Source organism: Serratia sp. BIGb0234 (assembly GCF_024809915.1).
In the GTDB taxonomy this organism is placed as follows: domain Bacteria; phylum Pseudomonadota; class Gammaproteobacteria; order Enterobacterales; family Enterobacteriaceae; genus Serratia; species Serratia liquefaciens.
On sequence record NZ_JANUEI010000002.1, the window covers coordinates 79,230 to 103,551 of the forward strand.

At 52.4% G+C, this 24,322-nt stretch carries 24 protein-coding genes; 13 read left to right on the forward strand and 11 right to left on the reverse strand.

The features are described from left to right. Positions 1-154: 154 nt before the first annotated feature. The 3 genes from M2407_RS07360 to M2407_RS07370 all read left to right on the forward strand — a co-directional run bounded on the left by M2407_RS07360 (position 155) and on the right by M2407_RS07370 (position 2,472). On the forward strand, positions 155-694 hold the full coding sequence (locus tag M2407_RS07360) for a septation protein A (RefSeq protein WP_020827162.1): 540 nt from the start codon (positions 155-157) through the stop codon (positions 692-694). Between the two features lie 75 nt (positions 695-769). Beyond that, the gene (gene yciA, locus M2407_RS07365; RefSeq protein ID WP_020827163.1) at positions 770-1,198 is read left to right on the forward strand and encodes an acyl-CoA thioester hydrolase YciA; all 429 of its coding nucleotides are present in this window, start codon (positions 770-772) and stop codon (positions 1,196-1,198) included. A 248-nt stretch (positions 1,199-1,446) separates the two neighbouring features. Then, entirely contained in the window at positions 1,447-2,472 is a 1,026-nt protein-coding gene (locus tag M2407_RS07370) for a LacI family DNA-binding transcriptional regulator (RefSeq protein WP_259217460.1), read from the forward strand. 10 nt (positions 2,473-2,482) lie between these two features. Here the strand turns inward: M2407_RS07370 and M2407_RS07375 are convergent, their stop codons facing one another. From M2407_RS07375 to M2407_RS07390, 4 genes are all read right to left on the reverse strand, one after another. Continuing rightward, positions 2,483-3,451 carry a nucleoside hydrolase gene (locus M2407_RS07375; RefSeq protein ID WP_128864677.1) on the reverse strand — a complete coding sequence of 323 codons (969 nt, stop codon included), beginning with the start codon at positions 3,449-3,451 and terminating at the stop codon, positions 2,483-2,485. Next, on the reverse strand, positions 3,448-4,659 hold the full coding sequence (gene tsgA / locus M2407_RS07380) for an MFS transporter TsgA (protein WP_259217462.1): 1,212 nt from the start codon (positions 4,657-4,659) through the stop codon (positions 3,448-3,450). Before tsgA ends, M2407_RS07375 begins: the two co-directional genes overlap by 4 nt. A gap of 337 nt (positions 4,660-4,996) precedes the next feature. Then, positions 4,997-5,743, reverse strand: a complete 747-nt coding sequence (tonB, locus tag M2407_RS07385; protein WP_142815109.1) for a TonB system transport protein TonB — start codon at positions 5,741-5,743, stop codon at positions 4,997-4,999. A 238-nt stretch (positions 5,744-5,981) separates the two neighbouring features. Continuing rightward, positions 5,982-6,635, reverse strand: a complete 654-nt coding sequence (locus M2407_RS07390; protein WP_020827168.1) for an epoxyqueuosine reductase QueH — start codon at positions 6,633-6,635, stop codon at positions 5,982-5,984. Positions 6,636-6,815: 180 nt separating this feature from the next. Between M2407_RS07390 and M2407_RS07395 the strand changes: the two genes are divergently transcribed. The 3 genes from M2407_RS07395 (at position 6,816) to M2407_RS07405 (ending at position 9,843) form a co-directional block, all read left to right on the forward strand. Further along, entirely contained in the window at positions 6,816-7,112 is a 297-nt protein-coding gene (locus M2407_RS07395) for a YciI family protein (RefSeq protein WP_020827169.1), read from the forward strand. A 219-nt stretch (positions 7,113-7,331) separates the two neighbouring features. After that, positions 7,332-9,302: a hypothetical protein gene (locus M2407_RS07400; RefSeq protein WP_238387464.1), complete on the forward strand. Its 1,971-nt coding sequence runs from the start codon at positions 7,332-7,334 to the stop codon at positions 9,300-9,302. A 277-nt stretch (positions 9,303-9,579) separates the two neighbouring features. After that, positions 9,580-9,843 (forward strand): DUF1471 domain-containing protein, encoded by a 264-nt coding sequence (locus tag M2407_RS07405; protein ID WP_048758642.1) that lies wholly within the window; start codon positions 9,580-9,582, stop codon positions 9,841-9,843. 73 nt (positions 9,844-9,916) lie between these two features. Here M2407_RS07405 and M2407_RS07410 read toward each other — a convergent pair whose 3' ends face one another. Beyond that, the gene (locus M2407_RS07410) at positions 9,917-10,471 is read right to left on the reverse strand and encodes a TetR/AcrR family transcriptional regulator (protein ID WP_259217469.1); all 555 of its coding nucleotides are present in this window, start codon (positions 10,469-10,471) and stop codon (positions 9,917-9,919) included. 125 nt (positions 10,472-10,596) lie between these two features. On the opposite strand from M2407_RS07410, the gene M2407_RS07415 reads away from it, so the two are divergent. Further along, entirely contained in the window at positions 10,597-12,069 is a 1,473-nt protein-coding gene (locus M2407_RS07415; RefSeq protein WP_122079512.1) for an MFS transporter, read from the forward strand. Positions 12,070-12,265: 196 nt separating this feature from the next. Next, positions 12,266-12,757: a Dps family protein gene (locus M2407_RS07420; protein WP_020827174.1), complete on the forward strand. Its 492-nt coding sequence runs from the start codon at positions 12,266-12,268 to the stop codon at positions 12,755-12,757. 48 nt (positions 12,758-12,805) lie between these two features. Here the strand turns inward: M2407_RS07420 and M2407_RS07425 are convergent, their stop codons facing one another. After that, positions 12,806-12,982, reverse strand: a complete 177-nt coding sequence (locus M2407_RS07425) for a YciY family protein (RefSeq protein ID WP_071827036.1) — start codon at positions 12,980-12,982, stop codon at positions 12,806-12,808. A gap of 253 nt (positions 12,983-13,235) precedes the next feature. Here M2407_RS07425 and cls point away from each other — a divergent pair, with 253 nt between their 5' ends. Continuing rightward, positions 13,236-14,696 carry a cardiolipin synthase gene (gene cls, locus M2407_RS07430; RefSeq protein ID WP_041414608.1) on the forward strand — a complete coding sequence of 487 codons (1,461 nt, stop codon included), beginning with the start codon at positions 13,236-13,238 and terminating at the stop codon, positions 14,694-14,696. 56 nt (positions 14,697-14,752) lie between these two features. Beyond that, positions 14,753-15,076, forward strand: coding sequence for an HI1450 family dsDNA-mimic protein (locus M2407_RS07435; RefSeq protein WP_004945300.1), 324 nt, complete (start codon positions 14,753-14,755; stop codon positions 15,074-15,076). Positions 15,077-15,135: 59 nt separating this feature from the next. On the opposite strand, the gene M2407_RS07440 is transcribed toward M2407_RS07435, so the two are convergent. Then, on the reverse strand, positions 15,136-15,900 hold the full coding sequence (locus M2407_RS07440) for a DeoR/GlpR family DNA-binding transcription regulator (RefSeq protein ID WP_020827176.1): 765 nt from the start codon (positions 15,898-15,900) through the stop codon (positions 15,136-15,138). A 294-nt stretch (positions 15,901-16,194) separates the two neighbouring features. On the opposite strand from M2407_RS07440, the gene M2407_RS07445 reads away from it, so the two are divergent. The 3 genes from M2407_RS07445 (at position 16,195) to M2407_RS07455 (ending at position 19,338) form a co-directional block, all read left to right on the forward strand. After that, on the forward strand, positions 16,195-17,637 hold the full coding sequence (locus M2407_RS07445) for a glycerol kinase (protein ID WP_128864682.1): 1,443 nt from the start codon (positions 16,195-16,197) through the stop codon (positions 17,635-17,637). Positions 17,638-17,660: 23 nt separating this feature from the next. Further along, positions 17,661-18,908, forward strand: a complete 1,248-nt coding sequence (gene eutH, locus M2407_RS07450; protein WP_259217475.1) for an ethanolamine utilization protein EutH — start codon at positions 17,661-17,663, stop codon at positions 18,906-18,908. 73 nt (positions 18,909-18,981) lie between these two features. Continuing rightward, positions 18,982-19,338, forward strand: a complete 357-nt coding sequence (locus tag M2407_RS07455; protein WP_128864684.1) for a DUF1937 family protein — start codon at positions 18,982-18,984, stop codon at positions 19,336-19,338. A gap of 70 nt (positions 19,339-19,408) precedes the next feature. On the opposite strand, the gene M2407_RS07460 is transcribed toward M2407_RS07455, so the two are convergent. The 4 genes from M2407_RS07460 to M2407_RS07475 form a co-directional block, all read right to left on the reverse strand. Continuing rightward, positions 19,409-20,626: an NAD(P)/FAD-dependent oxidoreductase gene (locus M2407_RS07460; protein WP_259217476.1), complete on the reverse strand. Its 1,218-nt coding sequence runs from the start codon at positions 20,624-20,626 to the stop codon at positions 19,409-19,411. After that, on the reverse strand, positions 20,623-22,020 hold the full coding sequence (locus M2407_RS07465; protein ID WP_128864686.1) for an NAD(P)/FAD-dependent oxidoreductase: 1,398 nt from the start codon (positions 22,018-22,020) through the stop codon (positions 20,623-20,625). Before M2407_RS07465 ends, M2407_RS07460 begins: the two co-directional genes overlap by 4 nt. A 287-nt stretch (positions 22,021-22,307) precedes the next feature. Further along, positions 22,308-23,309 (reverse strand): murein tripeptide/oligopeptide ABC transporter ATP binding protein OppF, encoded by a 1,002-nt coding sequence (oppF, locus tag M2407_RS07470; protein ID WP_020827182.1) that lies wholly within the window; start codon positions 23,307-23,309, stop codon positions 22,308-22,310. Beyond that, entirely contained in the window at positions 23,306-24,322 is a 1,017-nt protein-coding gene (locus tag M2407_RS07475; RefSeq protein ID WP_020827183.1) for an ABC transporter ATP-binding protein, read from the reverse strand. Before M2407_RS07475 ends, oppF begins: the two co-directional genes overlap by 4 nt.

Here is a 24,322-nt window from a genome sequence, read left to right on the forward strand (position 1 = left end):
CGCGAACTCGCGACTTCAATCGTAAGTTTATGCAAATTCCTGCTTTCATGGCGGAAATCCGTTGGCCAAACGCCGATAATCAGCGCTTCCCAGCGGTACACAGAACCCGCCAAATCCGGTATAGTCGGCCGATGAACAGATGATGGATTGATTTATGAAGCAGTTTCTTGATTTCCTCCCGCTAATTGTCTTTTTCGCCTTTTATAAGCTCTACGATATCTACGTGGCCTCTGGCGCGCTGATTGTCGCCACCGCCCTGGCACTGGTGTTCACCTGGTTCAAGTACCGCAAAATCGAGAAGATGACGCTGATCACCTTCCTGATGGTGCTGGTGTTCGGCACCCTGACGTTGGTGTTCCATAACGATTTGTTTATCAAATGGAAAGTGACCATCATCTACACGCTGTTCGCGCTGGCGCTGCTGATCAGCCAACTGGTGCTCAAGAAGCCGTTGGTGCAGCGCATGCTGGGGAAAGAGCTGACGCTGCCGGATAAAGTCTGGAACAACCTCAATCTGGCCTGGGCGGTGTTCTTCCTGGTCTGCGGTCTGGCGAACATCTACGTCGCGTTCTGGCTGCCTCAAAGCGTTTGGGTCAATTTTAAGGTGTTCGGCCTGACCGCGCTGACGCTGGTATTTACCCTGTTAAGCGGTATTTATATTTATCGGCACATGCCGGAAGAACAGAAAAAATAGTTACAAAATTGTTAATGCCCGTAGCCTTTGCTACGGGCAGTATAGTGAAATCCCTTCTTTGATAAGCAGACAGCTATGACTCAACAACGACCTTTACCCAGTGGCGAAATGGTGCTGCGCACGCTGGCGATGCCGGCTGATACCAACGCCAACGGTGATATTTTTGGCGGCTGGCTGATGTCGCAGATGGACATCGGCGGCGCTATTCAGGCAAAAGAAATTGCCGAGGGACGCGTAGTAACAGTACGCGTCGATGGTATGACCTTCCTGAAACCTGTCGCCGTGGGTGATGTGGTATGTTGCTATGCGCACTGTATCCGTACCGGGCGCAGTTCTATCACCATCAATATCGAAGTGTGGGTCAAGAAAGTGTCCTCCGCCCCGATAGGCCAGCGTTATCGCGCAACCGAGGCAGTATTTACCTATGTCGCGGTGGACGATGAGGGCAACTCACGGGCCCTGCCCGACGGAAAAATGAATTTCCGTGTAGGTTTCGATGAATAAGCCGTAGCGACAAAATTCGTTTTCAATTAGCCCGATGCATCCCATCGGGCTTTTTTATTGCTGCTGATTAATCAACGCGTTTCAATAACGCCTTTTGGCGGTTAAAGGCCTGTATCTTGATTTTGCTTGTGTATAATCAACCGGGTACCCTCACGACGTGGGACGCCAGAGTCGGCCTATCGCTATCTTGGTCAGTGCTCCGCCTATCAATTCATCTTGTGGCATAAAACTGAGGTTATAAGTAGAGAATGGCTACCCTTAAAGACGTTGCACGCCATGCCGGTGTCTCTGTAACAACCGTATCTAACTTTATTAATAATAAAAAAAAGCTAAAAGATGATACCCGGCAGAGCATTCTGGAAGCCATTCAGGCTACCGGCTACCGACACAATGCCTTGGCCGCCTCACTCAAGAAAAACTCTGCCAGTTTAAAAAGCATTGGCATCATTTCGATCGTCGACCAAAACCCCTTTTTCTCCGAGCTGTTTTTCAAGCTGGAAAATGAATGCTTCAAGCAGGACTTTACCGTGATCTCCTGCTTCCGCCATGCCGATAAAGAGGATTTGCACACCTACATTAATTTAATGTCGGGCCGCGTGGACGGCATCATCCTCATATCGTTGAAGCGCGACAAAATTGATACCGTAATCAAACAGATCCATGCGGTGCCGGTGGTGGCTATCGCTTTCGATATCGGTGATGTGATGAGTTTGTGCGGGGGTACAGAGTTCAATTTACATAATGAGACTGGCGGCTATATAGCAGGACGGTTCTTGCTGTCCAAAGGGCACAAAAAAATTGCCTGTGTGACCGGGCCCAAAGCGTTAAAGACAACAACAAACCGTATCGCGGGTCTGAAAAAAGCACTGGGGGAATTTAACCTGCCTGAAGACGCCGTCGACTATATCGAAGGAAACTACACCTATCAGAGCGGCGTTGACGCCATGTATCAACTTTTTTCCTCCGCAGCGTTACCAACGGCCATTATCTGTCATAACGATTTAATGGCCATTGGCGTGCAGAATGCGGCGAATGAACTGGGCTTGAAGATCCCCAGGGAGCTTTCAGTCATCGGTTACGATGATATAGAAATGTCCAAATTGTCTTTCCCGTCACTCTCCACGGTTAGAATTCCTTTGGACGACATTGCTTACCAAGCCCTGGAAGGCCTGACCATGAAAATGTCTCATCCAGGGAGTAAAGCCATAATATCAATAACACCTAGCCTGGTCGTCCGGGGATCGGTCAGTGAACCCGTCGATTTTGGAAAATGACGTTCAGAAACTAAACCGTCGCCTTTTCCACCATGGTCGCCATATAGAGATCAAGCACCCCCTGGTGATCAACCTGAACGCAAACACGTTGCTTCGGTTTCCTGCTCCACTCATCAATCGGGTAACGTTTCCCCCCCTCTTTAAGCAGGGTATGCCCGATGGCCGGCCCTTCAGTAATCACCCGTATAGCGCCGACTTTGACGTCGAACAGCTCAGGGGCAATCGCATAGACAATGGCCGAAGAGTCGTGCACATAAAACCCTTCCATACCCATTTCCCGTTGATGAAAGTCCGCATAAAAACGCGTTATGCGATAAATGAACTCACCGTATCGGGCTGAATCCAGACGTAGTCGATCAATATATTCGCCAGTCATTACCGTTTGCTGAGTAACGTCCAGCCCAACGACAGTCACCGGCCAGTCAGTGGTCATCACCCTGTCGGCCGCATGCGGGTCGCCGATGATATTGGCTTCCGCGAAGGGAGTCACATTGCCCGTATGGCCGTTATGGCCAAATGCTCCGCCCATCACAATCACCTCTTTGACCAGGCCGGCAATGCTGGGATCCTTTTCAACCGCCAAAGCCAGATTGGTTAACCTGCCGACGGCGATTAAGGTAATCTCGCCCGGATGGGCTTTTACGCTATCGATAATGTAGTCATGAGCCGCTCGCTTATCGATGCCGTGATACTCCGCCGCAGGAATATCTATATCTCCCAATCCATTTAACCCATGGACAAAAGTGGTTGGCTCACCCGCCGCGACGACCAGCGGGGTATCTGCACCCATCGCAACATCCGCAGTCAGACCAAACCGCTGCTTGATATACAGCGCATTTCTGGTGGCATTCTCGATAGTCGCATTGCCAAAAACGGTGGTAATCCCCATCAGCTCTATCTCTGAACTGGCATGTGCCAGCAGCATCGCCATGCTGTCGTCAATGCCGGGATCCGTATCAAAAATGACTTTTCTCTTCATGAATATATTTCCTTTGTGGATTTGGTGTTTTCAATCTTCTCGAGTATCAGACAGGCAACAATGGCGATACAGACGGCGGTAAAGCCCAGGACGGTCATGACCATCGCGCTGGCCACCCCGAACCGATCAACGATGGCGGCAGACAAAGCCGGAGAGATCGTGCTGCCCACGGTTCCGCACGTCAGTAAAAAGGTAACCAGCACGGCCGGAGAATTTTTCACCTGTTGAGAGCCAACGGAAATGCCTAATTTATAGACGCACGAGGTCAGAAAACCGAAGCCGAGTGTGAGAGTCAGGAATACCCTTGGGTTGTGAGTTATGCTCAAGTAAAAGGTCACCAGGATCGCAATGATAGAGACCGCCACTAACATGACCCGTGCGGGGATTTTATTCACCAGTATGGCTGCGGTGATTAAACCAAACACGGATGGCCCCCAATAGTTGCCCACTGCCGCCCCGGACTCCGCCGCGGACAAACCAAACGTCTGCTGCAAGTAACTGGGCGACCAGGTCAGGAAAGTACTCTGAGCAAACAGGTAAACACCGAGCGCAAACCCCATTAAAACCACTCTGGGGGTCATCACCTCTTTCCAGTTAAACCTGGCGCCTGGGGTGTTTGCTTTATCGGCTTCGGCCAAATCCCCTTTCGGATATTTCAATATAAAGGTGCTGATAAACACCAGCGCGGCAATCACGCCCGCCAGTCCGTAGGCGGCAGTCCATTGCATATTGGCCGCAATGATCATTGTCGCCATCGAGGGAAAGATAAAACCGGAAGCGCTAAAGGCACAATCAGTGGCTATAAAGGCGGAAGCACGTTTGTTTTCGTTGAAAACTTTGGAGATAAGCACTGCGCCGCCCGACAAACCGGTGCCGCAGCAGGTGCCCAAAACAAAAAGATAGAACGAAACAACGAACGGATTTCTGACATCCAGAAACACCAATGCGGCCAGAACAACCAGGAAAATGGCATAGGTGACACGCAGGATGTGACGGATTTCAAATCGAGAATACACCGCCATCGAGATGAACGTTCCCAAAAGCGTGCCACCGGTCAGGTAAGAAAACATCGCCGCGGCGTCCGTGATGCCCATACCCAGATAAACAGACATCGGTTTAATAACAATGCCTATCTGAGTGAGGAGACCCGCCATCACCATATAGGTCATAAATGAGATAGACAGTAAGCTGGCTTGGTAAGAACTCATGGTTTTCCCCGAAAAGGTTTAACGTTACACCATTTCATTTTGTTTTATGTGCCGAGAAGTTGAAGTGATCGGGTTCACAATTAAGTTAAATGAGCGTTAATGTTGCGTGAAGTGAGAGAGAGATCGGCTTTTGTTCAATAAATTAGGTTGAGGTGCGTGTTTCACTGTCAGGCGCAGTGAGGCAGGTTTTCTATAGCAGGACTTAATAAAGGTTTATCGTTACACCATTTAGCTTCAATAAGACGTATTGCAGGATTAAGGCAACGCATAGCGAATTTCAGGCAGCAAAAAGGGCCGCCGAAGCGACCCTTGTCTTTAATTAACCCTAACCTGTCGGTCAGTTCATTTCCGTGGTGCCGTTAATTTTAAAGCGAATATTCACGGTACGATCTTTCGCTTCTTTGGCTTCATAACGCCACTTACGCATTGCCTGCTTCACTTCACGTTCGAACATATTGCGCGGTTCCGCAGACAGAATACGCACGTTGCTCACACGGCCGTCGCTGTCGATATCGAACTGTACCCGTACATTGCCTTCAATCTGCAATGCTCTGGCACGCGGCGGATAAATCGGATCGACACGGCTGAGCGCCCTCGGTGCCACATCACGCGAATTACCCGCAACCGGGGCTGACGGTGCCTGCTTAACTGGCGCTTTGTCGATAGGCTTGGCCGGCTGGTTATTTTCAAACGGCGAAGGCTCACGCGGCTCAGTTTTCTGCGGTTCACGCTTGACCGTTTTTTCGACCTTCGGCTTAGGTTTTGGCTTCGGTTTGGGTTTTACCGGCTCAGGCTTCAATATCGCCTTCGGCGGCGGCTCCGGGATCGGTTCTGGTTCCGGCTCGGGTTCAGGCTCCACCTGCGGTTCTGGCTCCGGCTCGGACGGCGCAGGAGGTGGCGGCTCCGCCATCGCGGCGGTATTGACCATCATGACGCTGATTGGCGCATCTTCAGGTTTCGGCAACTCCATCACTTCTTTGACAGAAGCATAGAGCAGACCCGCCACCAGGGCGCTATGTAAGCCAACGGACAGGACAATCGGCACGGACAAACGGCGATTAAGGAACATCTTTTTTAGCGGCATAATGATTCTGTTTCCTCTGGTTCGCCAAGTTTAAATGCAAATAGCAATCATATTCAATAACGAATGGCAAACTATCGCTCTAATCGTCGTTATTCATCGCTAAAACCTGCAAACTCATGGGGATATTAACCTTTCATTTGCCTTTTCACCGAGGCTTTTACACGCTTCATTAACCTGATTTACCGCCGCCAAGAAGCAAAAAACCCGCCGTAGCGGGTTATTAGTTATCAATGCGGCGTTATTCTTCATCGCCGTAATACAGCACGCCCAGTTTGATCAGCGGCCGGCCCTGTGCTTTGCGGTGCAGGTTGGTGTCACGAAGTGAATAAACGCAACCGCAATACTCCTGTTGATAGAAGCGCTCGCGCTTGCTGATGTCGATCATCCGCGAGGCACCGCCTTTTTTACGCCAGTTGTAATCCCAATACTCAAGATCCGGGTATTTTTCTGCCGCACGCACGCCGCAGTCGGTGATTTGCTGCATGTTCTTCCAGCGGGAGATGCCCAGCGAACTGGAAATGGTATCGTAGCCATTTTCGTGCGCATACAGCGCGGTACGTTCGAAACGCATGTCGAAGCACATGGTGCAACGGATGCCGCGCTCAGGTTCATGCTCCATCCCTTTGGCGCGAGCAAACCAGTTATCGGTATCGTAATCGGCGTCAATAATGGGTACGCCATGCTGCTCGGCAAAACGGATGTTCTCGTCTTTACGCAGCAGGTATTCCTTTTGCGGATGGATGTTCGGGTTATAGAAGAAAATGGCGTACTCGATGCCGGAGGCCTGAATGGCTTCCATCACCTCACCGGAACAGGGAGCACAGCAGGAGTGCAGCAGCAGTTTGCTTTTGCCCTCAGGCAAGTTGAGTTTCTCTCTAACCAGTTCCGTCATTTCTCTACCTCATAAACCTTGTCCGGTGAATCGCGCGGCCGCACTATACGAATAAACACTAGCGGCTTCAAGGCATAAGCGCCAGCCGTGGCTAAATTCCAGCGGGCGGGCATTCCCTTGTCTCGTCTTTTGCGCTACTTTAAATTTACCGTTCTATAGCAATGATTTTAAAGGTGAAACATGCTTTATCTGATCTACGCGCAAGACGTCCCCAACTCATTGGAAAACCGCCTGTCGGTACGCCCCGCGCACCTGGCGCGCCTGCAGGCACTGCGTGATGCTGGCCGTTTGGTGGTTGCCGGCCCCAACCCCGCCATCGACAGTAACGATCCGGGCAGCGCCGGTTTCAGCGGCTCCACCGTTATTGCGGAGTTCGCCTCGCTGGCGGACGCACAAGCCTGGGCGGAACAAGATCCCTACGTCGCCGCCGGCGTTTATGGTGACGTAACGGTAAAACCCTTCAAACAGGTGTTCTAGCGCGAAGACAACCCACTGAACTCCCCCTCAGTGGGTTGTGACCACAAAGCATGGCCGGTTACGCCGACGATTGGCTTACGTATATATCTCCTTCTTGGTTTAGCCTTGACTGGCACAACGACCTTCACCTTTCACGCTATTGTGCATGATGCGATGCGCTCATAGACTCTGGTTGCTGTATATAAATACAGTAATTCCAATTTTCCCTATGAGGATCAAATGATGAACACCTGCCCTGATATTGCCACATTGAGAAGCACCGTACCTACCCTTGCCGGTGAGCTGATCGCAGTAACCGCCTATGATTCAAGCTGGAGCAGCAGTAACGGCCAACCTGCAGGCGGTGGCATCTTTGTCGCTAAAGCACAATCGACACCGGCAGACGACGGTGGCATGTTTATTCGCCCTAACTCGTCGTGGGTTTGGCTGCGTATATTGGAGGTGGCAGGTACAGTTTCACCTTATCTGTACGGTGCTAAAGGCGATGGTCTTGCTGACGATACGGATGCGATCCAAAAAGCGCATGACTACGCGAGTTCGCTGCATGAACACACTACTAAACAATATATTGTTGATGGCGTTGTTTATACGACCATCGAGCAAGTATTGAAAAACGGTATCCTGACTTTTGGGAATGGTCGCTTTAAGTGCACAAAAACACTAAAGTTTGATACAAAAACCGTCGATTATGATTTCTCTGGAGCCTTACTGGACTTCCGCTCCTTTGCCAGCGGCACAGCAGTTGCACACGCAACCGCGATCCATTGGATGAATACCGATGGCTATCCACAAGGCAATATGACCGTGAAAAATTTGCGGATGATTGGCCCTGGGGCAGATAGATTTGTTGACGGCATGACTTTCCGCAACGATATCATTCCTGCCACCGAGACCAAGCCCGCAACCGATGCTAAGACCACGTATTCACGTAACTCTCTAACATTTATTGATGGTGGCCTCGAAAACTTCGCTTACGGTGTTACCGGTAATAACAACTTTTACTTCCTCCGCATGTACAGTTTTATGTTTAACCACTGCCATACCTGCTATTACTTCCCCAACACCGCGACGAACTCCGGGGAGGAGATGAATTTCCATAGCTGTGTCTTTGCGCAGAGCAACTGCGGCGTTAACCTGCAGGGAGGTTACAGTTATTTCTTCAATTGTTCCTTCGATTATATATACGGTGATAACGGCACTCAGGACCCTCAGGTAAGCCTGGGAAAATATATTCATATTGAAGGTGGTCAGCACATTTTCCGCGATTGCCACATTGAAGGCTTTGGCCCGCGGAATTATATCGTTAACGTCCCTGATGCCAAGAAATGCAAAATCAATTTTATCGGTGGCTTATTTACCTTTAAGGCCGGCAATCCTGCACTTGCGGACCAAGCCACCATTTGTAATCCGTTCTACTTTGGTGATCAGGCACGCGTAGTATTTCAAGCCGTTAATCTCGGGAAACTACAACAGGCAGGTGATGTTGGCGTCAGTGGCTGGATTGATGGCACCGGTTCGGTCTCATTTCGCGACATGCAATTGCCGATGAACTGGCCATATTTGCTGACTAAGGTACGTACGGCCCCCAATGTACAGGATAACTGGCTCGACAGCACAACCTATACCAGTGGCGGCAGCAATGATAAATGGACCGAAGAGGCCTGGGTATTGCCGCCAGGGGGGATTAACTCCGTGCGTAAATCCCGCTACGGATGGGGAACGGTAAATAGCACCAATTTCAGCATGATCCGCCAACCAGGGTTGGTCTCTATTGGGCGTAATGCTGCCGCAGGTGAAGGTGTTTACCAAGCCGTACTCGGCACTATCGCCTTGAAAGGCTATGGCAGCGTGATACATAATTTTCAGGCTGCCACTTATGCAGGCGACGGGCAAAGTTGCCAGGTAAAAATCGTCTGGGCCAAACTGTTGCAATATGGTGCGGCTCAGGATATAGAGCCTAAGATCCTAATGCAGGCGACTGGACACACTTATACCTACAACTTCAGTGGTAGCGAATCGCAACTTAAGACCGCGATTATTCCAGGGCAAATGCAAGGCTCAGATACCCAAACACCTATGGTCGATAGAGCCCCTGACTGGGCAACTCATGCTTTTCTGCTGATTGATGTGTCAAAAATGAAAAGTAACTTCGACTTGCGCATCACCGATGTTTATATGCGCCAAGTATAAAGAATTTAACATTGACTACAGCCGCGGAGGATCGCGGCTTTTCGTTGCGGACAAAAAAAAGCCAGCACGGAGTGGCTGGCTAAAGGGTTCTTCGAGGGAATATCTTGTTCGATAAACATACTCCCTTCCCCGCTGAATTCGCTATCTATCGGTGCGATAGGCACCGCCTGTACCGCTTATTTTTACCACTGCATGGAAAACCTACAGCTGCGACCTACACTTAAGCCGTAGTCATGTTCGAACTTATCCATTCGTTCTCTACGTAAAAGGAATAGTGATGAAAGCAACTAAATATCTGTTGGCTGTACTGGCATTCGCCTCCTTCTCTTCCATGGCCGCCATTGAAATCACCAAGGAAGAAGCCGCAAAACACACCGAAATTGGTCCGGTGACCATCTCACAAGATGGCGATGATACCGTGGGCATCGATCACGCAAGATTGTCTAAAGCGGTCGATGAAAAAGGCGGGAAATACTATGTGATTATCGGTCGCGAAGGGAAAACCTCCTTCGAAACCATCAATGCCGTGGCCTACAAATAACGCCTGAATACTCAAATGGCGTATTAACGCGGCGGTGACTCGGGCCGCGTTAATCCTGAGCCACTAATAATCTTCAGCGACTCTGCACATTTTGCAAAATCAATGTCTGCATATCCGCAAACATGGCATCCCACTCCGCCGGATCAATCTCCATCAAGCCAAAGTAGCGCAGCATAAATGCTCCTTCGGTGGCCAAAAACGCCAGCCGCGCACGCTTGCCTTCCTCAGTGGCTAAATCCAGTCCGGCAATCCGGCTGCGGTACCAATCACGCGTACTGTCCAGATGCTCCGGGGTTTGGATCAGGGTCGCCATCAGCCCGGCAGCCTTGGCGCTGGAGGCCTGATCGGAGCTTCGGGTCGCCTGCAGATGCGCTTGCACACTCGTCGTGGCCGAGGGGTTTTCGCCGGCAATCTCGTCGAATACCCGTTCATAAGCTTTACCCCAGCGATCGAACATCGCATCGATCATCGCGTCTTTGCTGCCAAAGCAATATTGCACGCCACCTTTGGAAATCCCCATAGCTCTGGCAACAGAATCAATGGTCAGCCCGGCGGCACCCTGCGTGGCGACAATCTCTTCCGCCACGTCCAGAACCTTGTCACGATCGATGCTGCGTTGACGTCCCATTGAGAAACCCTCTTTTCAATACATACGTATGGATATATATTACGCCAGTATACCACCCGGCAATCCTGAGTGGTGACGATCTTATAGCTACGCCCCCGCGTAGCTTGTTTTTTTGGAATAATATTATGCACGTAAACAACCGCTGGTTGATCCTGGCAATGATTTCCAGCGCGCTATTTTTGATTATTATCGACATGACGGTACTTTACACCGCTTTGCCACGGCTGACCCTGGCGCTGGATGCCAGCGCTTCGCAAAAATTATGGATCGTAAATGCCTATCCACTGGTGGTAGCGGGTTTACTGCCTGGTGCAGGCATGTTGAGCGATCGTATTGGCCATAAACGATTGTTTATAGCTGGGTTGCCGGTGTTTGCCGTCGCCTCGCTTTGCGCGGCCTTTTCCCCGTCGGCCGAATGGCTGATCGCTGCCCGGGTATTCCTTGCGGTAGGTGCCGCGATGATGATGCCGGCTACCCTGTCCATTGTCCGCCATGTCTTTACTGATGAGCGTGAACGCGCCTTGGCCATAGGCATCTGGGCAGCGGTGGCCTCTGGCGGCGCGGCTATTGGGCCAGTAGTTGGCGGCGTGCTGCTGGAGTATTTCTGGTGGGGCTCGGTGTTTTTGATCAACGTCCCTGTGGTGTTGGCAGTACTGCCGTTTGCATGGCGTTTAATTCCACACTGCGGCGGCGAAAACAAAAGCCCTTACGATATCATCGGCTCGGTACAGATCATGGCCGGTCTGGTTGGTTGTATCTATGCGTTAAAGGAACTAAGCAAAGCGGCCCCCTCCTTTACCGCGTTGGCGATTGCCGCCGCGATCGGCGTTGTATCGCTCTGGCTGTTTGTTCGCCGCCAACGGCGGGCACGCTATCCGATGATCGACTTCTCGTTGTTCCAGAATCGGCTGTTTGCCGGTGGCGTCGGGGTAGCGTTAGTGTCGATGATTGCGTTAGTCGGCGTAGAACTGGTACTGACTCAACGGCTGCAGCTGGTGCTTGAACTTAGCCCTTTGCAGGCCGCGCTGTTTATTCTGCCGATCCCGCTGGCGTCAGCGCTGGCAGGCCCGTTAACCGGCTTACTGCTGCCGCGCTTCGGTGAGCGCAGCATGATACTCGGCGGATTTATTCTGACCGGCTTGGGTATCGCAGGCCTGGCTCTGCTTTACCAAAGCAGCCTGGTGTTGCAGCTGATTTGCCTGTTCATCGCCGGTTTTGGTCTTGGCGGCGTGATCACCGCAGCCTCAACCGCCATCATGCTTAACGCGCCGGAAGAGAAGTCAGGTATGGCAGCGTCGATCGAAGACGTTTCCTATGAATTGGGCGGGGTTCTGGGCATCACCTTGCTTGGCGGATTGATGACCGCCATCTATAGCCACAGCCTGGCTCTGCCTGACAGCCTGCCGGTAAGTGATATCGCCTACGACAGCATCGACGAGGCATTGAGGCTGGCCGCCAATCTGGCAGCCGATCAGGCCGAACAGCTTAAACAGCTGGCGCGCCTGGCATTCGACCGCGCATTTATCGTCGTGCTGATTGCAGCCGCTACGCTGATGGCACTGGGCGCCGGCGTGGCAAAAATGGCATTGCGCAAGTAATGGTCGAAAGCTGCTGTTGTTGTTAACGCATTCTGCTTAAACTGATTTGGCAATTTGCTTCGCGGATTTATCGATATTGGTTTTGACGATTGCATTGATGCTTTTGAACGTCTTTAACCCTGCGATAAATCCGGTTACTGTGTTTGTTATGGATATTGTGTAAATCATCGAATCAAATAATCAGGAGAAGATTATTATGGCAACGACGAAGAAAGCAGCAAAAAACCATATCGGCCTGGACAGCAAACAATCGGCGAAGCTCTCGGAAGCCTTGAATGCGCTGCTGGCGAATTATCAGGTGCTGTATATGAACGTACGCGGCTACCACTGGAACATTTCAGGCCCGCACTTCTTCGAGCTGCACGTCAAATTTGAAGAAACCTATAACGACCTGCTGACCAAAGTCGATGAATTGGCGGAGCGTATTTTGACCCTGGGTTCACAACCGCGTCATGCTTTTAGCGATTATCTGAAAACTTCCGACATCAAGGAAGACACCAACGTCACCGACGATAAAGGAACGCTAAGCGGGTTGCTGCACGGCTATTCGGTGCTGCTGCAACAACAGCGTGAACTGCTGACGCTGGCCGCAGATGCCGGTGATGAAGGGACTGCTTCCCTGATGAGCGACTACATCAAAGAGCAGGAAAAACAGGTGTGGATGCTTAACGCCTATCTGGGTAAATAACCCCCAGTCTCCGCTAACAAAACAGTCCCCTCAGGGACTGTTTTCGTTTTACCACTCGTATGACACCACAAACAGCAACGAACGTCGGTGCTGATCGTCCAGGCGACGCCGCACCCGAATGATATGCCGATTGCTGCATGACTGGCGTTCCAACCAGCGATGCCTGCGGCGCTGGCTCTGCCTCAACATCCGCCAGCGGCCCACTTCGTTTCTACTGCGTCTCATCGTTTCGTCACTCATTCGTCAAAAGCCAACGGCGGGCATTATAGCCCTTTCACCGTGCGATCCAAGCCTCAGTTTTTCGTATTTTACTCTGGCCCGACAACGCGGTAGTTAGCCCAAAATGTCCTTTTCGTTTACAGCAAGTGCCTTAAGACAATCATATTTTTGCAACATAAGCGCGGAGAAAAGGTTTCCCCTTTACCATTCTGTGCGTACACTCATCGTTGGTGGTTTGCGAACGGGATTTTTCGCCTTTATGACAACATTTTATACCGTAATCAGTTGGCTCATGGTGTTTGGTTACTGGCTGCTTATCGCCGGTGTGACCCTGCGTATTCTGATGAAACGCCGTGCCGTACCGTCAGCGATGGCCTGGCTGCTGGTTATCTACATTCTGCCGCTGTTTGGTATTGTGGCTTATTTATCTTTTGGCGAATTGCACCTGGGCAAACGCCGGGCCGAACGCGCCAAGGCCATGTGGCCCTCTACCGCACGCTGGCTGAGCGAATTAAAAGAGAGCCAGCGGATCTTCGCTACGGAGTACAGCGAGGTTGCCAGACCGCTGTTTCAACTGTGCGATCGCCGTCAGGGGATTGATGGTGTCAAAGGCAACCAACTTCAGCTGCTGACCACGACGGATTCAACGCTGGAAGCGCTTATCCGCGATATTGAGCTGGCTCGCCATAATATAGAGATGGTGTTTTATATCTGGCAGCCGGGTGGATTGGTGGATCAGGTCGCCGAGTCGCTGATGGCCGCTGCGCGCCGGGGCGTACACTGCCGCCTGATGCTGGATTCTGCCGGTAGCCTGCAATTCTTCCGTAGTCCCTATCCCGGCATGATGCGTAATGCCGGTATCGAAGTCGTGGAAGCACTCAAGGTCAACCTGTTCCGTGTGTTCCTTCGTCGAATGGATTTGCGTCAACACCGTAAAGTGGTACTGATCGACAACTATATTGCCTACACCGGCAGCATGAACATGGTGGACCCGCGCTATTTCAAACAGGATGCCGGCGTCGGCCAATGGATCGATTTGATGGCGCGCATGGAGGGCCCGGTCGCCAGCACCATGGGGATCGTTTATGCCTGTGATTGGGAGATTGAAACCGGTAAACGCATCCTGCCGCCGCCGCCGGACGTCAATATCATGCCGTTCGAACAGGAAAGCGGCCACACGATCCAGGTTATCGCCTCCGGTCCCGGCTTCCCTGAAGAGATGATCCACCAGGCGCTGCTGACGGCCGTTTACTCTGCGCGCGAACAGCTGATCATGACCACGCCTTACTTTGTGCCAAGCGATGACCTGCTGCATGCTATCTGCACCGCCGCCCTGCGCGGGGTGGAGGTCAGCATTATTGTCCCACGCGACAACGACTCGACGATGGTACGCTGGGCCAGCCGCTCCTTCTTCTCCGAACTGCTGGAGGCAGGGGTTCGAATCTATCAGTTCGAAGGTGGTCTACTGCATACCAAGAGCGTGCTGGTCGACGGTCAGCTCAGCCTGGTGGGTACGGTGAACCTGGACATGCGCAGCCTGTGGCTGAACTTCGAAATCACGCTGGTGATCGACGATGACGGTTTCGGCAGCGATCTGGCCTGTGTGCAGGATGATTACATTGCCCGATCGCAGTTGCTGAACGCACAGGAGTGGCAGAAACGGCCGTTCTGGCATCGGATTGTCGAGCGCCTGTTCTACTTTTTCAGCCCGCTGCTATAAATGCCGTAGCGGGCATGGTTTAATAACGCCAAATCATTTGTGATCGGGATTTAATTATGGATTTGAATAACCGCCTTACTGAAGACGAAACGCTGGAACAGGCTTACGACATCTTTCTGGAACTGGCCGGCGACAATCTGGATCCGGCGGATATTCTGCTGTTCAATCTGCAGTTTGAGGAGCGCGGTGGCGCAGAACTGTATGACCCTGCGGAAGACTGGTCGGAACATGTGGATTTTGACCTGAACCCGGACTTCTTTGCCGAGGTAGTGATTGGTCTGGCAGACAGCGATGGCGAGCCAATCAACGACGTTTTTGCCCGCGTGCTGCTGTGCCGCGAGAAAGACCACAAGCTTTGCCACATCCTGTGGAAAGAGTAACCTTCTGATACTCATATAACCCTGTCGGTCATCGCGACCGGCAGGGTTGCTTACCCTCCTCAGGCCACAATCACCTGAAGATTCGCCGGGAAAACCAGATTCTTCAGTTTCTTCTCCGGATCGCTGGTCACCAACCACGAGATATCTTTTAACTCTGCCACCAGCCCTGTCGCATGGTTATTCAACTTGTGCCCATCGGCAAGGACAATGGTTTTGTTGCTGTTTTTGATCATCTGACGGGCAATGGCGGCCTCGTTCAAATCCTGATCCATCACCCCTGCCTTTGGGCTCACCGCCCCGGCACCGATGACCGCGTAATCCGCATAGAAAGCGCTGATCCCCTGCAATGCCACCGGGCCAATGCACTCCATTTTCGACAGGCCAAACTGGCCACCAATCAGGATCAGGTTAATCGTTGAATTGTCATGGAACAGATTGGCGATCACCGGAGAATTGGTGATGACGGTAAGCTGATTAATACCGGCAATCTGCTTGGCAAACTCCAGCGTCGTAGTCCCGAAGTCGATAAACAGCGAGTCCCCGGGCTTGATCAATTCTGCCGCCTTAATGGCAATGGCCTTTTTGTCGTCTTCAGCCAATTTGGCCCGCTGATTAAATTCCAGCTCAAACCCAAACTGAGCGATAACCGCCCCACCATGGATTTTCTTGATGTGTTTCAGCTCTTCAAGCTTATTCAGATCTCTGCGAATGGTTTCCTGAGAAACATTAAAGTCATCAGCCAATTCATTGACGAACACCTGCCCACTATTTTTCAACTTATCGAGAATGATGTTCCTTCGTTCTAATGCGTTTGAGTAATCCATCTTCTGATCCATTATGCTGTTTTTAACATTATAAAAAGTGTGGGTTTGCGGGGCATTTTATTGCTTGGTCGACAATTGTTTACCAACTCCTCACGTGAAGCAACTGCCCATTTCACTTTTCACAGGGCTAAAACCACAGCATAACCACACTGCCAGAAGCCAAAACCAAGATGTTGGTCACAATTAAATCGAAAATTGTGAGTTTGATGTTGATTTAATGTGTAGTGATGATACTAAATAATATAAACGGGCACAATGACAACATATAAACCACAAAATAGACCTGAGGGCTTTATGCTGAACCAACGCTATGCAGCCATTGACCAAGGAACAACAGGAACACGCGTCGTGGTGTTCGGCGAGGACGGAAAACATTTTTCCCCCGCCGCCATCGCGCACAAACAATTAACGCCCAATCCTGGTTGGGTTGAACATGATCCCATGGAGATCCTGCGCAATATTCGCACCTGTCTTAGCCAGTGTGGGGTGGTGGATGCCATTGGCCTGGCGCATCAGGGCGAAAGCGTCGTCGCCTGGGATGCCCAGAGCGGCCTGCCGCTCTATAACGCCATTATTTGGCAAGACCAGCGTACCGAATCCGTTATCCGCCAACTGCGCAATGAAGGTTTTGAAGAGACCATCAGGGCGAAGACCGGCCTGCCACTGGATACGTATTTTTCCGGAAGCAAGCTGGGATGGATCATGCGCAATGTGCCCGGTGCCCGTGAGCTTTCACGCCGCGGCCATTTGCGACTCGGTACGATGGACAGTTTTTTCATGTTCCACCTGTGCGGGACACATATCACCGATTACAACTCGGCTTCCCGAACCTCGTTATTCAATATTCATACCCTGCAATGGGACGAAGAACTGTGTCGGTTATTTGGCGTTCCAATCGAAGCATTGCCAAACATTCGCGACAATACCGGCCATTTTGGCGACGTGACCTATGCCGGCAATACCACGCCGCTGACGGCCTGCATCGTCGATCAGTTTGCCGGCACTTATGGTCATGGCTGCCTGCAGCCCGGTCAGATGAAAATCACTTTCGGCACCGGCGCGTTTTTGCAATCGATTACCGGACCCAAGGTTCCCGACGCGCAAGGCTCAGGGCTGCTCCCGACATTATGCTGGAAATTACCGGGCGAGCCTCCGCTCTACGGCCTGGATGGCGGCGTCTATAACGCGGCATCGGCCATTAACTGGGCCAAAAAGATCGGCTTGTACAGCGATATCGAGGAGTTCTCCGATTTCCCGGATCAACCGGCCATCGCTCGCGGCTTGGCTTTTATCCCTGCACTCTCCGGCTTGGGTTGCCCCTATTGGGATCGCTCGGCAGCCGGATTATGGGCTGGGCTGTCGCTGGAAACCGAACGCAAAGACATGCTGCAGTCCATTCTTGAAGGGATCGCCATGCGCTCGGCCGAGGTGATCTACGCCATGGACAAAGTTCGGCCCATTGGCGACACCATTTCGGTGGACGGTGGCTTATCGGCCAACCTCTACTTTAAGCAGTTCCTTGCCAGCCTGATCCAAAAACGCATCGTTACCCCTGCCAACCGGGAAATTACCGCGCAGGGTGTCGCTTTGCTGGCTCGCAAGGGCTTAGGCAACACCCACCCGATGAACGTCAGAACACAACACGTCACCACTGAGCCTGCAGAACGCGATCTGTCTCCTTATTTTGCAAAATATAAGGACATTATTTCCCGTTCCCGCAACCTGCGCGGCGAATAAATAATAAGAAAACGGAGGCAATTATGTCTGAGATTGGCAACATCATTATCTATATCATTATGGCCGGGCCCCTGCTCGGCGCCATGGCTTCGGTGATCAAACCCGAAAGCGGATTGGGCAAAGAATTCGTCAATGGTATTCATTCCATTGGCCCGGTATTTCTGGCCCAGGCCGGTATTATGGCGGCGATCCCGATTCTTTCTTACGCTATTACCTACACCGTCGGCCCTCTGTTCCAATCAATGGGATCGGATGCATCCATTGCCGCCCTGTCGATTATCGCCGTTGATATGGGCGGCTATCAGTTGGCAGACGCGATCGCGGCTAATCGTGATCAATGGATCACAGCCATGTTGGTTGGCTACACCTCCGGTGCCAGTATCGTCTATTTAATTCCGGTCGGCCTGGTCATGCTACAGCAAAAAGACCACAAATATCTGGCGCTGGGCGCCATGGCAGGCTTAATCAGCATTCCGTTTGGCGTACTGATTTCATTGATGATCATCACGCTTAATAATATTCCGGTACGGGATATCATTTCTACAGCGTCCCCCGCCAACCACTATTTAAGCATCGACTTCTTCAATGCCTTGCAACTGCTTTCCCCCCTGTTCGTTTTTTGCATCCTGCTGGCGTTTGGGCTGAAATACCGAACCCTATGGATGGTCAAATGCTTTCTGTTCTTTGGCAAGATTATGGATGCCTTTATCAAAATGGTGCTGGCAGCCTGTATTATTCAGCACTTCACCGGGGTCTTTAGCAAAGTTTTTGGCGGTTGGGTGTTCGATCCTCTTTTCGCCGACGAAAAAGAACTTTACCGGGCGATTGAGATTGCCGGCTATATCGGCATCATGCTGGCGGGCACCTTCCCGATTTGCTACCTGTTCCAGAAGTACTGCCAGCGCCCGATGAAGTTTATCGGCCGACAACTTCGGCTCACGGATGCCGGGGCCATTGGCATGGTCATGGTGCTGGCCAACATCATCGCCGTTTATCACCTGTTCAAAGATATGCGTGCCCGTGACAAAGTGCTGTGCGTGGCCTTTGGCATCTGTGCTCAAGCGACCTTAGGCGACCATTTGGCCTTTACCGCCAACTTCCAGCCCACCCTGGTCCTGCCGATTATGGTCGGTAAATTCCTTGCCGGTGCCATTGCCGTGACCATCGCAATCTTTATTTCCGTCCCGGAGGCGCAACGGATGGAGCAGCGCGACGCACGCGAAGAGGCGGCAGCGCAAAACGATCGGCCGACCGTTCCCCTGGCCGTTTAATTTCCCGCTTAATTCCCCAGCAGTGCCTGGTAACCAGGCACTGCTTTCTTTATGTAATCCTATGAGGTTCACCATGCGTAAGATATTCCTTGCCTGCCCCTACAGCCATGCCGATGAGAACGTGGTGCAGGAGCGATTTCTCGCCTGCAATAAAGTGGCAGCCAACATCATCGAGGCCGGTCATGCGGTTTTCAGCCAGGTCACCATGTCGCACCCAATTAATTTGCAGTTGCAAAACACCGATAAAGCAGAGATTGGCAAAATGTGGGCGCCGGTGGATGCGCTGTTTTTAGCCATGATGGAAGAGTTGATTATTTTGGATCTTCCCGGTTGGGATCAAAGCGCAGGCATTAAACGAGAAATTGAGTTCTATCAATCGCGTAATCAACGCGTAAGTCTGTGGTCAGAGGTTGAACACGAATTCAAATAGCTCTCTGGGCATCAGAATAAACCAAGCCTGCATATGCAGGCTTTTTCATTGTGCTGAGTGGGGAAAATCGCTATCGGGCGATAACGGTCAAGTGACTGTTCGGTGTGAGATCGGAAATATCGATATTTTTAAGAAGAATGCGACGTTCAGGCAAGCAGCGGTGCTTTCCGCGGTAAAGCTCTTTTTCACCGTCGCGTACGATGATTTCGCCTTTATGGTAACGGTTAACACGGACATTGAGCGTGACGCGATCGGCGGCCGGTGCTGACACGGAAACCCGATTTGGCGCAGCAAGACGGAATACCTCGTCCAGTTGAATAGGAATCTCAAATCGCACGGCGTCATCCTGTTGCAGAGATCGGGCAACTTGCCGACCTACGCGCAACCCTTCCTGGTAACACTGATCGCCCATATCGGCGGGGTGCGTCATATTACCTGCAACATAATAGGCCGGATCGGAACAGCGACCGTGCTGGTCGAACCATGGGCGGCCAGTCTCAGGCTCATAGGCCAAATGGCTGTTACGGATCAGCGTATACTCGCCGGTAAAGCGTCCGGTAAAAATAATGCTGTCGCAGGCCAATTGTTGTGAGCTGCCGTCCGCGGCGGTAAATTCGATACTTTCCACCCGCTCGCCGCCATTGATTTGAGTGATGTGCGCACCCAGATGGAGCTTAACGCCCATAATACGGGCATATAACGCGGCCACGCGGAACGCCGTTGGCCGGGGGTTTTCATCAATCAGAGCCAGCGCCTTGATGCCCGCATTGCGCAGCGTCCAGATAGTGGAAAAGCTGACCAGCTCAGACCCGACGATCACCGGCTTAATGCCCGGCTTGAGTTTTTTCAGATAGATAAACTGCTGTAACGCCCCTGCGGTCAGAACCCCCTGCGGCCTTACGCCGCTGACCAGCCTGGCATGGCGTGGCGTTTCGCGCACGCCCGTGGCAATAATCACGCGTTTGGCACGCAAGGTTTCAAGGCCCCGATCGCCAGAGATGATTACCTCACCGCCGGGCTTGATATTTACCACCGTGGTACCGGTTCTGATTTCACAATTGTTTTGCACCAGATTCAGAATGCGCTCGGCCCAGAGGTGCCCTTTCATCGGCCGGTAGAACGTCTGCATGCCGAACGTAGGATGACGGCAATGGCGCGGTACGCCACCCGCCTGTTTTTCTCTTTCCAACAGCAGAACGCGATTTACGCCTTCATCCCATAAAGCGCGGGCGGCGGCCAAACCGGCCGGCCCGGCGCCAATAATAATCACGTCATATGACTGACTCATTCCACCCTCCCAACGACCAGCGTGTTGTCCAGACGATCGCCCACGATTTCGGCAACCTGATTACTGCAGAAAAAGCCGTTGCAGCGTCCCATCATGACGCGGGTACGGCGACGCAAACCACCGATACATTCAGGCGGTACCGCCGAGTGGAATGCCGCCTCCAGCTCACGCCGCGTGACCAATTCGCAGTGACAGACAATGCCGCCATTGCCCGAACAGGCATAATCACGCGGCTGATAATCAGACAGCATCGGCATCACCGGCCACTGGAGCTCAGCAGGCGGTTGATCGGTAAAGAGCGGATTAAAATGGTCGCGATAAAGTGTTTCTACATGGGCGGCAATCCCCAACGCAGCCGTCAGCCCGGTGGAACGGATCCCGCCCACGCTGATCCAATTTTCCTGCGGATAGTGATAAATTCGGTACTCTTTCTTTTCCGTTGCCGGCCGTAGCCCGGCGTAGGTGGCGGTCACGCCGTATTGCGTCAAAGTCGGCAACATCCGGCTGCCTTTTTCAATCAGCCCTTTGAGCACCGATTCATCGACATCGGCCCGGTTACGGTCGGTTTGCTCTTCAGCCGTCGGCCCCAGGATCATATTGCCGAAAATGGTTCGACACAGCAGAACGCCTTTGGTGGTGGGCGTTGGAACCGGCAGGATGATGGCATTGATATCCGCCGCGGCGGCTTTGTCATAGACCAGAAACTGCCCTTTCCTTGGGCGGATTTCATAATCCGGTTTCCGCCACAGGCCATCGATCAAATCGCCATGGTTACCCGCACAGTTGATCACCAACTTAGTACGCACGCTGCCTTGGCTAGTCTGCAATAACCAACCTTGCTCATCGCGCGTCGCCTTGGTCACTTCACAGTTAAAACGGTAAGCCCCACCGTGCATCACGGCCTGCGTAACGTAAGCGAGCGGCGCACTCCAGGGATCGATGACATATTCACCGGGGACTAATACCCCACCCAGCACGCCCTCCGCTAATTTTGGCTCTCTCTGGTAAACTTCGGCGGCAGAAATCTGCGCCACGTCCGTCACCCCATTTTCATGTGCCTGTTTCACTATGCCAGGCAGCGCCGCGAGCTGTTCTTCGTTCCAGGCCACCACGATGGCCGTGGTCTGCAACAGCGGAAGGTTCATCTTTTCTCTGATCGCCAAATACTCGTCGTAACCCGCCTGCATGCATTGCAGCTCCAGGCTTCCCGTCGGCGCATCAAAACCGGTATGGAGGATCGCGCTGTTGGCCTTGCTGGCGCCGGACAAGATATCGCCGCCACGCTCCAGCAATAACGTTTTCGCGCCCATCAGGGTGAAACGTCGGAAAACGGCGCATCCCACTACGCCGCCTCCGATAACTACCACATCAACATTTTCATTTAGCTGTGTCATACGCGTTTTCTCACCACGAAACATGTGATAATAAAACCACATAAACCACACCATTACAACACCAAAACCACACATTAAAGTCGTAAAGAGGAAAGCAAAAATCATAGAAAAACAGAATTACCCATTGAATTGTATTTATTATTTTAAATAAATACGCTGAGTTTCATTTTTAGCCGCGTGCGTTATTTGTGGTTTTTGTTGGTTTTTCCTTGTGGAGGAAATGCCATAAAAAAAGGGTTCATGCAAACATGAACCCTTCAGGCAACAAAATGGAATGAAATGGCCGTTTACAGCGGATCGACCTTCAGACAGGACACGGCATGGCGGAAGCTGCCTTCCAGCAGCGGACGCGTCTTGGCACATTCCGGCCCGGCGATCGGGCAGCGGGTGCGGAACACGCAGCCAGAGGGCGGGTTGATCGGCGAAGGCAGTTCCCCTTCCAGTAACTGGATCTGCTTTTCCTTCTCCTTGTCCGGATCCGGGATCGGCACCGCCGACATCAACGCTTTGGTGTAAGGATGCTGTGGATTGTGGTACACCTCATCATACGTACCCAGCTCCACCGCATGGCCCAGATACATCACCAACACACGGTCGGAGATGTGTTTGACCACCGCCAGATCGTGGGCGATAAAGATCAGCGACAGGCCCATTTCACGCTGCAGCTGCTGCAGCAGGTTCACCACCTGCGCCTGAATCGACACGTCTAATGCCGAGACCGGCTCATCGCAGATCACCAACTTAGGTTCGAGGATCAAGGCGCGCGCAATGCCGATACGCTGGCACTGACCGCCAGAGAACTCATGCGGATAGCGGTTGATCAGGTTAGGCAACAGACCAACCTTCAGCATCATCGCCTTTACCTTGTCTTTCACTTCCTGACGCGGCATTTTTGGGTAATAGGTGCGCAGCGGTTCCGCGATAATTTCACCGATGGTCATGCGTGGGTTCAGCGAAGCCAGTGGATCCTGGAAGATCATCTGGATATCACTGCGGGTTTTGCGCCAGTCGACGTCGCTCATGCCAAGCAGGTCTTTACCCAACCAGGCCACGCGGCCGCTGGTAGCCTTCACCAGGCCGATAATGGCGCGGGCGAACGTCGATTTGCCACAGCCTGACTCGCCCACCACGCCCAGGGTTTCCCCTTCAAACAGGCGCAGCGTCACGCCATCAACGGCCTTGAGCGTTTTTGGCGGCTGCCAGAACCACTGTTTGTCATCATGAATGTCGAAGTGCACTTTCAGATCGGCCACTTCGAGCAGCACTTTCTTGTCGGTTACCGCAGTCATACCAACGCCTCCACCGGTTTAAAGCAGGCGCGCAGGCGCCCTTCACCAAACTGCTCCAATGGCGGAGCGCTCGAACATTGCGCCATCGCGTACGCACAACGCGGTTGGAACGGACAGCCCTTCGGCAGGCGCAGCAGGTTCGGCGGGTTGCCGGGGATGGTCATCAGCGCTTCGCCTTCGGCGTCCAGACGCGGTACCGCATTCAGCAAACCAATGGAATAAGGATGGCTCGGGTGATAGAAGACATCCCGTGCGCTACCGTATTCCATGGTACGCCCGGCATACATCACCAAGACCTTATTACAGATACCGGCCACAACGCCCAGGTCGTGGGTGATCATGATGATCGCGGTATTGAACTCGCGCTTCAGCTCGTTCAGCAGCGTCATGATCTGCGCCTGCACCGTCACATCCAATGCGGTGGTCGGCTCATCGGCAATCAGCAGCTTGGGCCGGCACAGCAGTGCCATGGCGATCATCACGCGCTGGCGCATGCCGCCGGAAAACTCATGCGGGTACATGCGCATGCGCTTGCGCGCTTCCGGCATTTTGACCGCATCTAACATGCGAACCGACTCTTCGAAAGCTTCGCTTTTGCTCATGTTTTTATGCAGCATCAGCACTTCCATCAGCTGCTCACCAACGCGCATATAAGGGTTGAGCGAGGTCATCGGGTCCTGGAAAATCATCGAAATTTCTTCTGCCCGCAGCTTGTTGAGCTGTTTTTCCGGCAGGTTGAGGATTTCACGACCGTTAAATTTGGCCGAACCGCCAATGCGGCCATTGCTGGCCAGCAGTCCCATCAACGCGAAGGCGGTCTGGGATTTGCCGGAACCGGATTCGCCCACGATGCCCAGCGTTTCACCGGCGCGCAGATCAAAATTCAGATCGTTCACTGCCGTCACGTCACCGTCCGGGGTGCCGAAGGTCACGCGCAGATCTTTTACATCCAGCAACAGCGACGACTTCACGCTGCCGGCGGTTTGCAACTGCGGATTTTCAATGGTGCTCAT

What these genes read in the sequence shown, in the direction of transcription:
- M2407_RS07445 (WP_128864682.1), top strand. Translation starts at nt 16,195, where the DNA reads ATGCTGAACCAACGCTATGCAGCCATTGACCAAGGAACAACAGGAACA.
- M2407_RS07375 (WP_128864677.1), bottom strand. Translation starts at nt 3,451, where the DNA reads ATGAAGAGAAAAGTCATTTTTGATACGGATCCCGGCATTGACGACAGC.
- M2407_RS07455 (WP_128864684.1), top strand. Translation starts at nt 18,982, where the DNA reads ATGCGTAAGATATTCCTTGCCTGCCCCTACAGCCATGCCGATGAGAAC.
- cls (WP_041414608.1), top strand. Translation starts at nt 13,236, where the DNA reads ATGACAACATTTTATACCGTAATCAGTTGGCTCATGGTGTTTGGTTAC.
- yciA (WP_020827163.1), top strand. Translation starts at nt 770, where the DNA reads ATGACTCAACAACGACCTTTACCCAGTGGCGAAATGGTGCTGCGCACG.
- M2407_RS07405 (WP_048758642.1), top strand. Translation starts at nt 9,580, where the DNA reads ATGAAAGCAACTAAATATCTGTTGGCTGTACTGGCATTCGCCTCCTTC.
- tonB (WP_142815109.1), bottom strand. Translation starts at nt 5,743, where the DNA reads ATGCCGCTAAAAAAGATGTTCCTTAATCGCCGTTTGTCCGTGCCGATT.
- M2407_RS07370 (WP_259217460.1), top strand. Translation starts at nt 1,447, where the DNA reads ATGGCTACCCTTAAAGACGTTGCACGCCATGCCGGTGTCTCTGTAACA.
- oppF (WP_020827182.1), bottom strand. Translation starts at nt 23,309, where the DNA reads ATGACTGCGGTAACCGACAAGAAAGTGCTGCTCGAAGTGGCCGATCTG.
- M2407_RS07360 (WP_020827162.1), top strand. Translation starts at nt 155, where the DNA reads ATGAAGCAGTTTCTTGATTTCCTCCCGCTAATTGTCTTTTTCGCCTTT.
- M2407_RS07410 (WP_259217469.1), bottom strand. Translation starts at nt 10,471, where the DNA reads ATGGGACGTCAACGCAGCATCGATCGTGACAAGGTTCTGGACGTGGCG.
- eutH (WP_259217475.1), top strand. Translation starts at nt 17,661, where the DNA reads ATGTCTGAGATTGGCAACATCATTATCTATATCATTATGGCCGGGCCC.
- M2407_RS07395 (WP_020827169.1), top strand. Translation starts at nt 6,816, where the DNA reads ATGCTTTATCTGATCTACGCGCAAGACGTCCCCAACTCATTGGAAAAC.
- M2407_RS07460 (WP_259217476.1), bottom strand. Translation starts at nt 20,626, where the DNA reads ATGAGTCAGTCATATGACGTGATTATTATTGGCGCCGGGCCGGCCGGT.
- M2407_RS07420 (WP_020827174.1), top strand. Translation starts at nt 12,266, where the DNA reads ATGGCAACGACGAAGAAAGCAGCAAAAAACCATATCGGCCTGGACAGC.
- M2407_RS07435 (WP_004945300.1), top strand. Translation starts at nt 14,753, where the DNA reads ATGGATTTGAATAACCGCCTTACTGAAGACGAAACGCTGGAACAGGCT.
- M2407_RS07400 (WP_238387464.1), top strand. Translation starts at nt 7,332, where the DNA reads ATGATGAACACCTGCCCTGATATTGCCACATTGAGAAGCACCGTACCT.
- M2407_RS07440 (WP_020827176.1), bottom strand. Translation starts at nt 15,900, where the DNA reads ATGGATTACTCAAACGCATTAGAACGAAGGAACATCATTCTCGATAAG.
- M2407_RS07465 (WP_128864686.1), bottom strand. Translation starts at nt 22,020, where the DNA reads ATGACACAGCTAAATGAAAATGTTGATGTGGTAGTTATCGGAGGCGGC.
- M2407_RS07415 (WP_122079512.1), top strand. Translation starts at nt 10,597, where the DNA reads ATGCACGTAAACAACCGCTGGTTGATCCTGGCAATGATTTCCAGCGCG.
- tsgA (WP_259217462.1), bottom strand. Translation starts at nt 4,659, where the DNA reads ATGAGTTCTTACCAAGCCAGCTTACTGTCTATCTCATTTATGACCTAT.
- M2407_RS07475 (WP_020827183.1), bottom strand. Translation starts at nt 24,322, where the DNA reads ATGAGCACCATTGAAAATCCGCAGTTGCAAACCGCCGGCAGCGTGAAG.
- M2407_RS07390 (WP_020827168.1), bottom strand. Translation starts at nt 6,635, where the DNA reads ATGACGGAACTGGTTAGAGAGAAACTCAACTTGCCTGAGGGCAAAAGC.
- M2407_RS07425 (WP_071827036.1), bottom strand. Translation starts at nt 12,982, where the DNA reads ATGAGACGCAGTAGAAACGAAGTGGGCCGCTGGCGGATGTTGAGGCAG.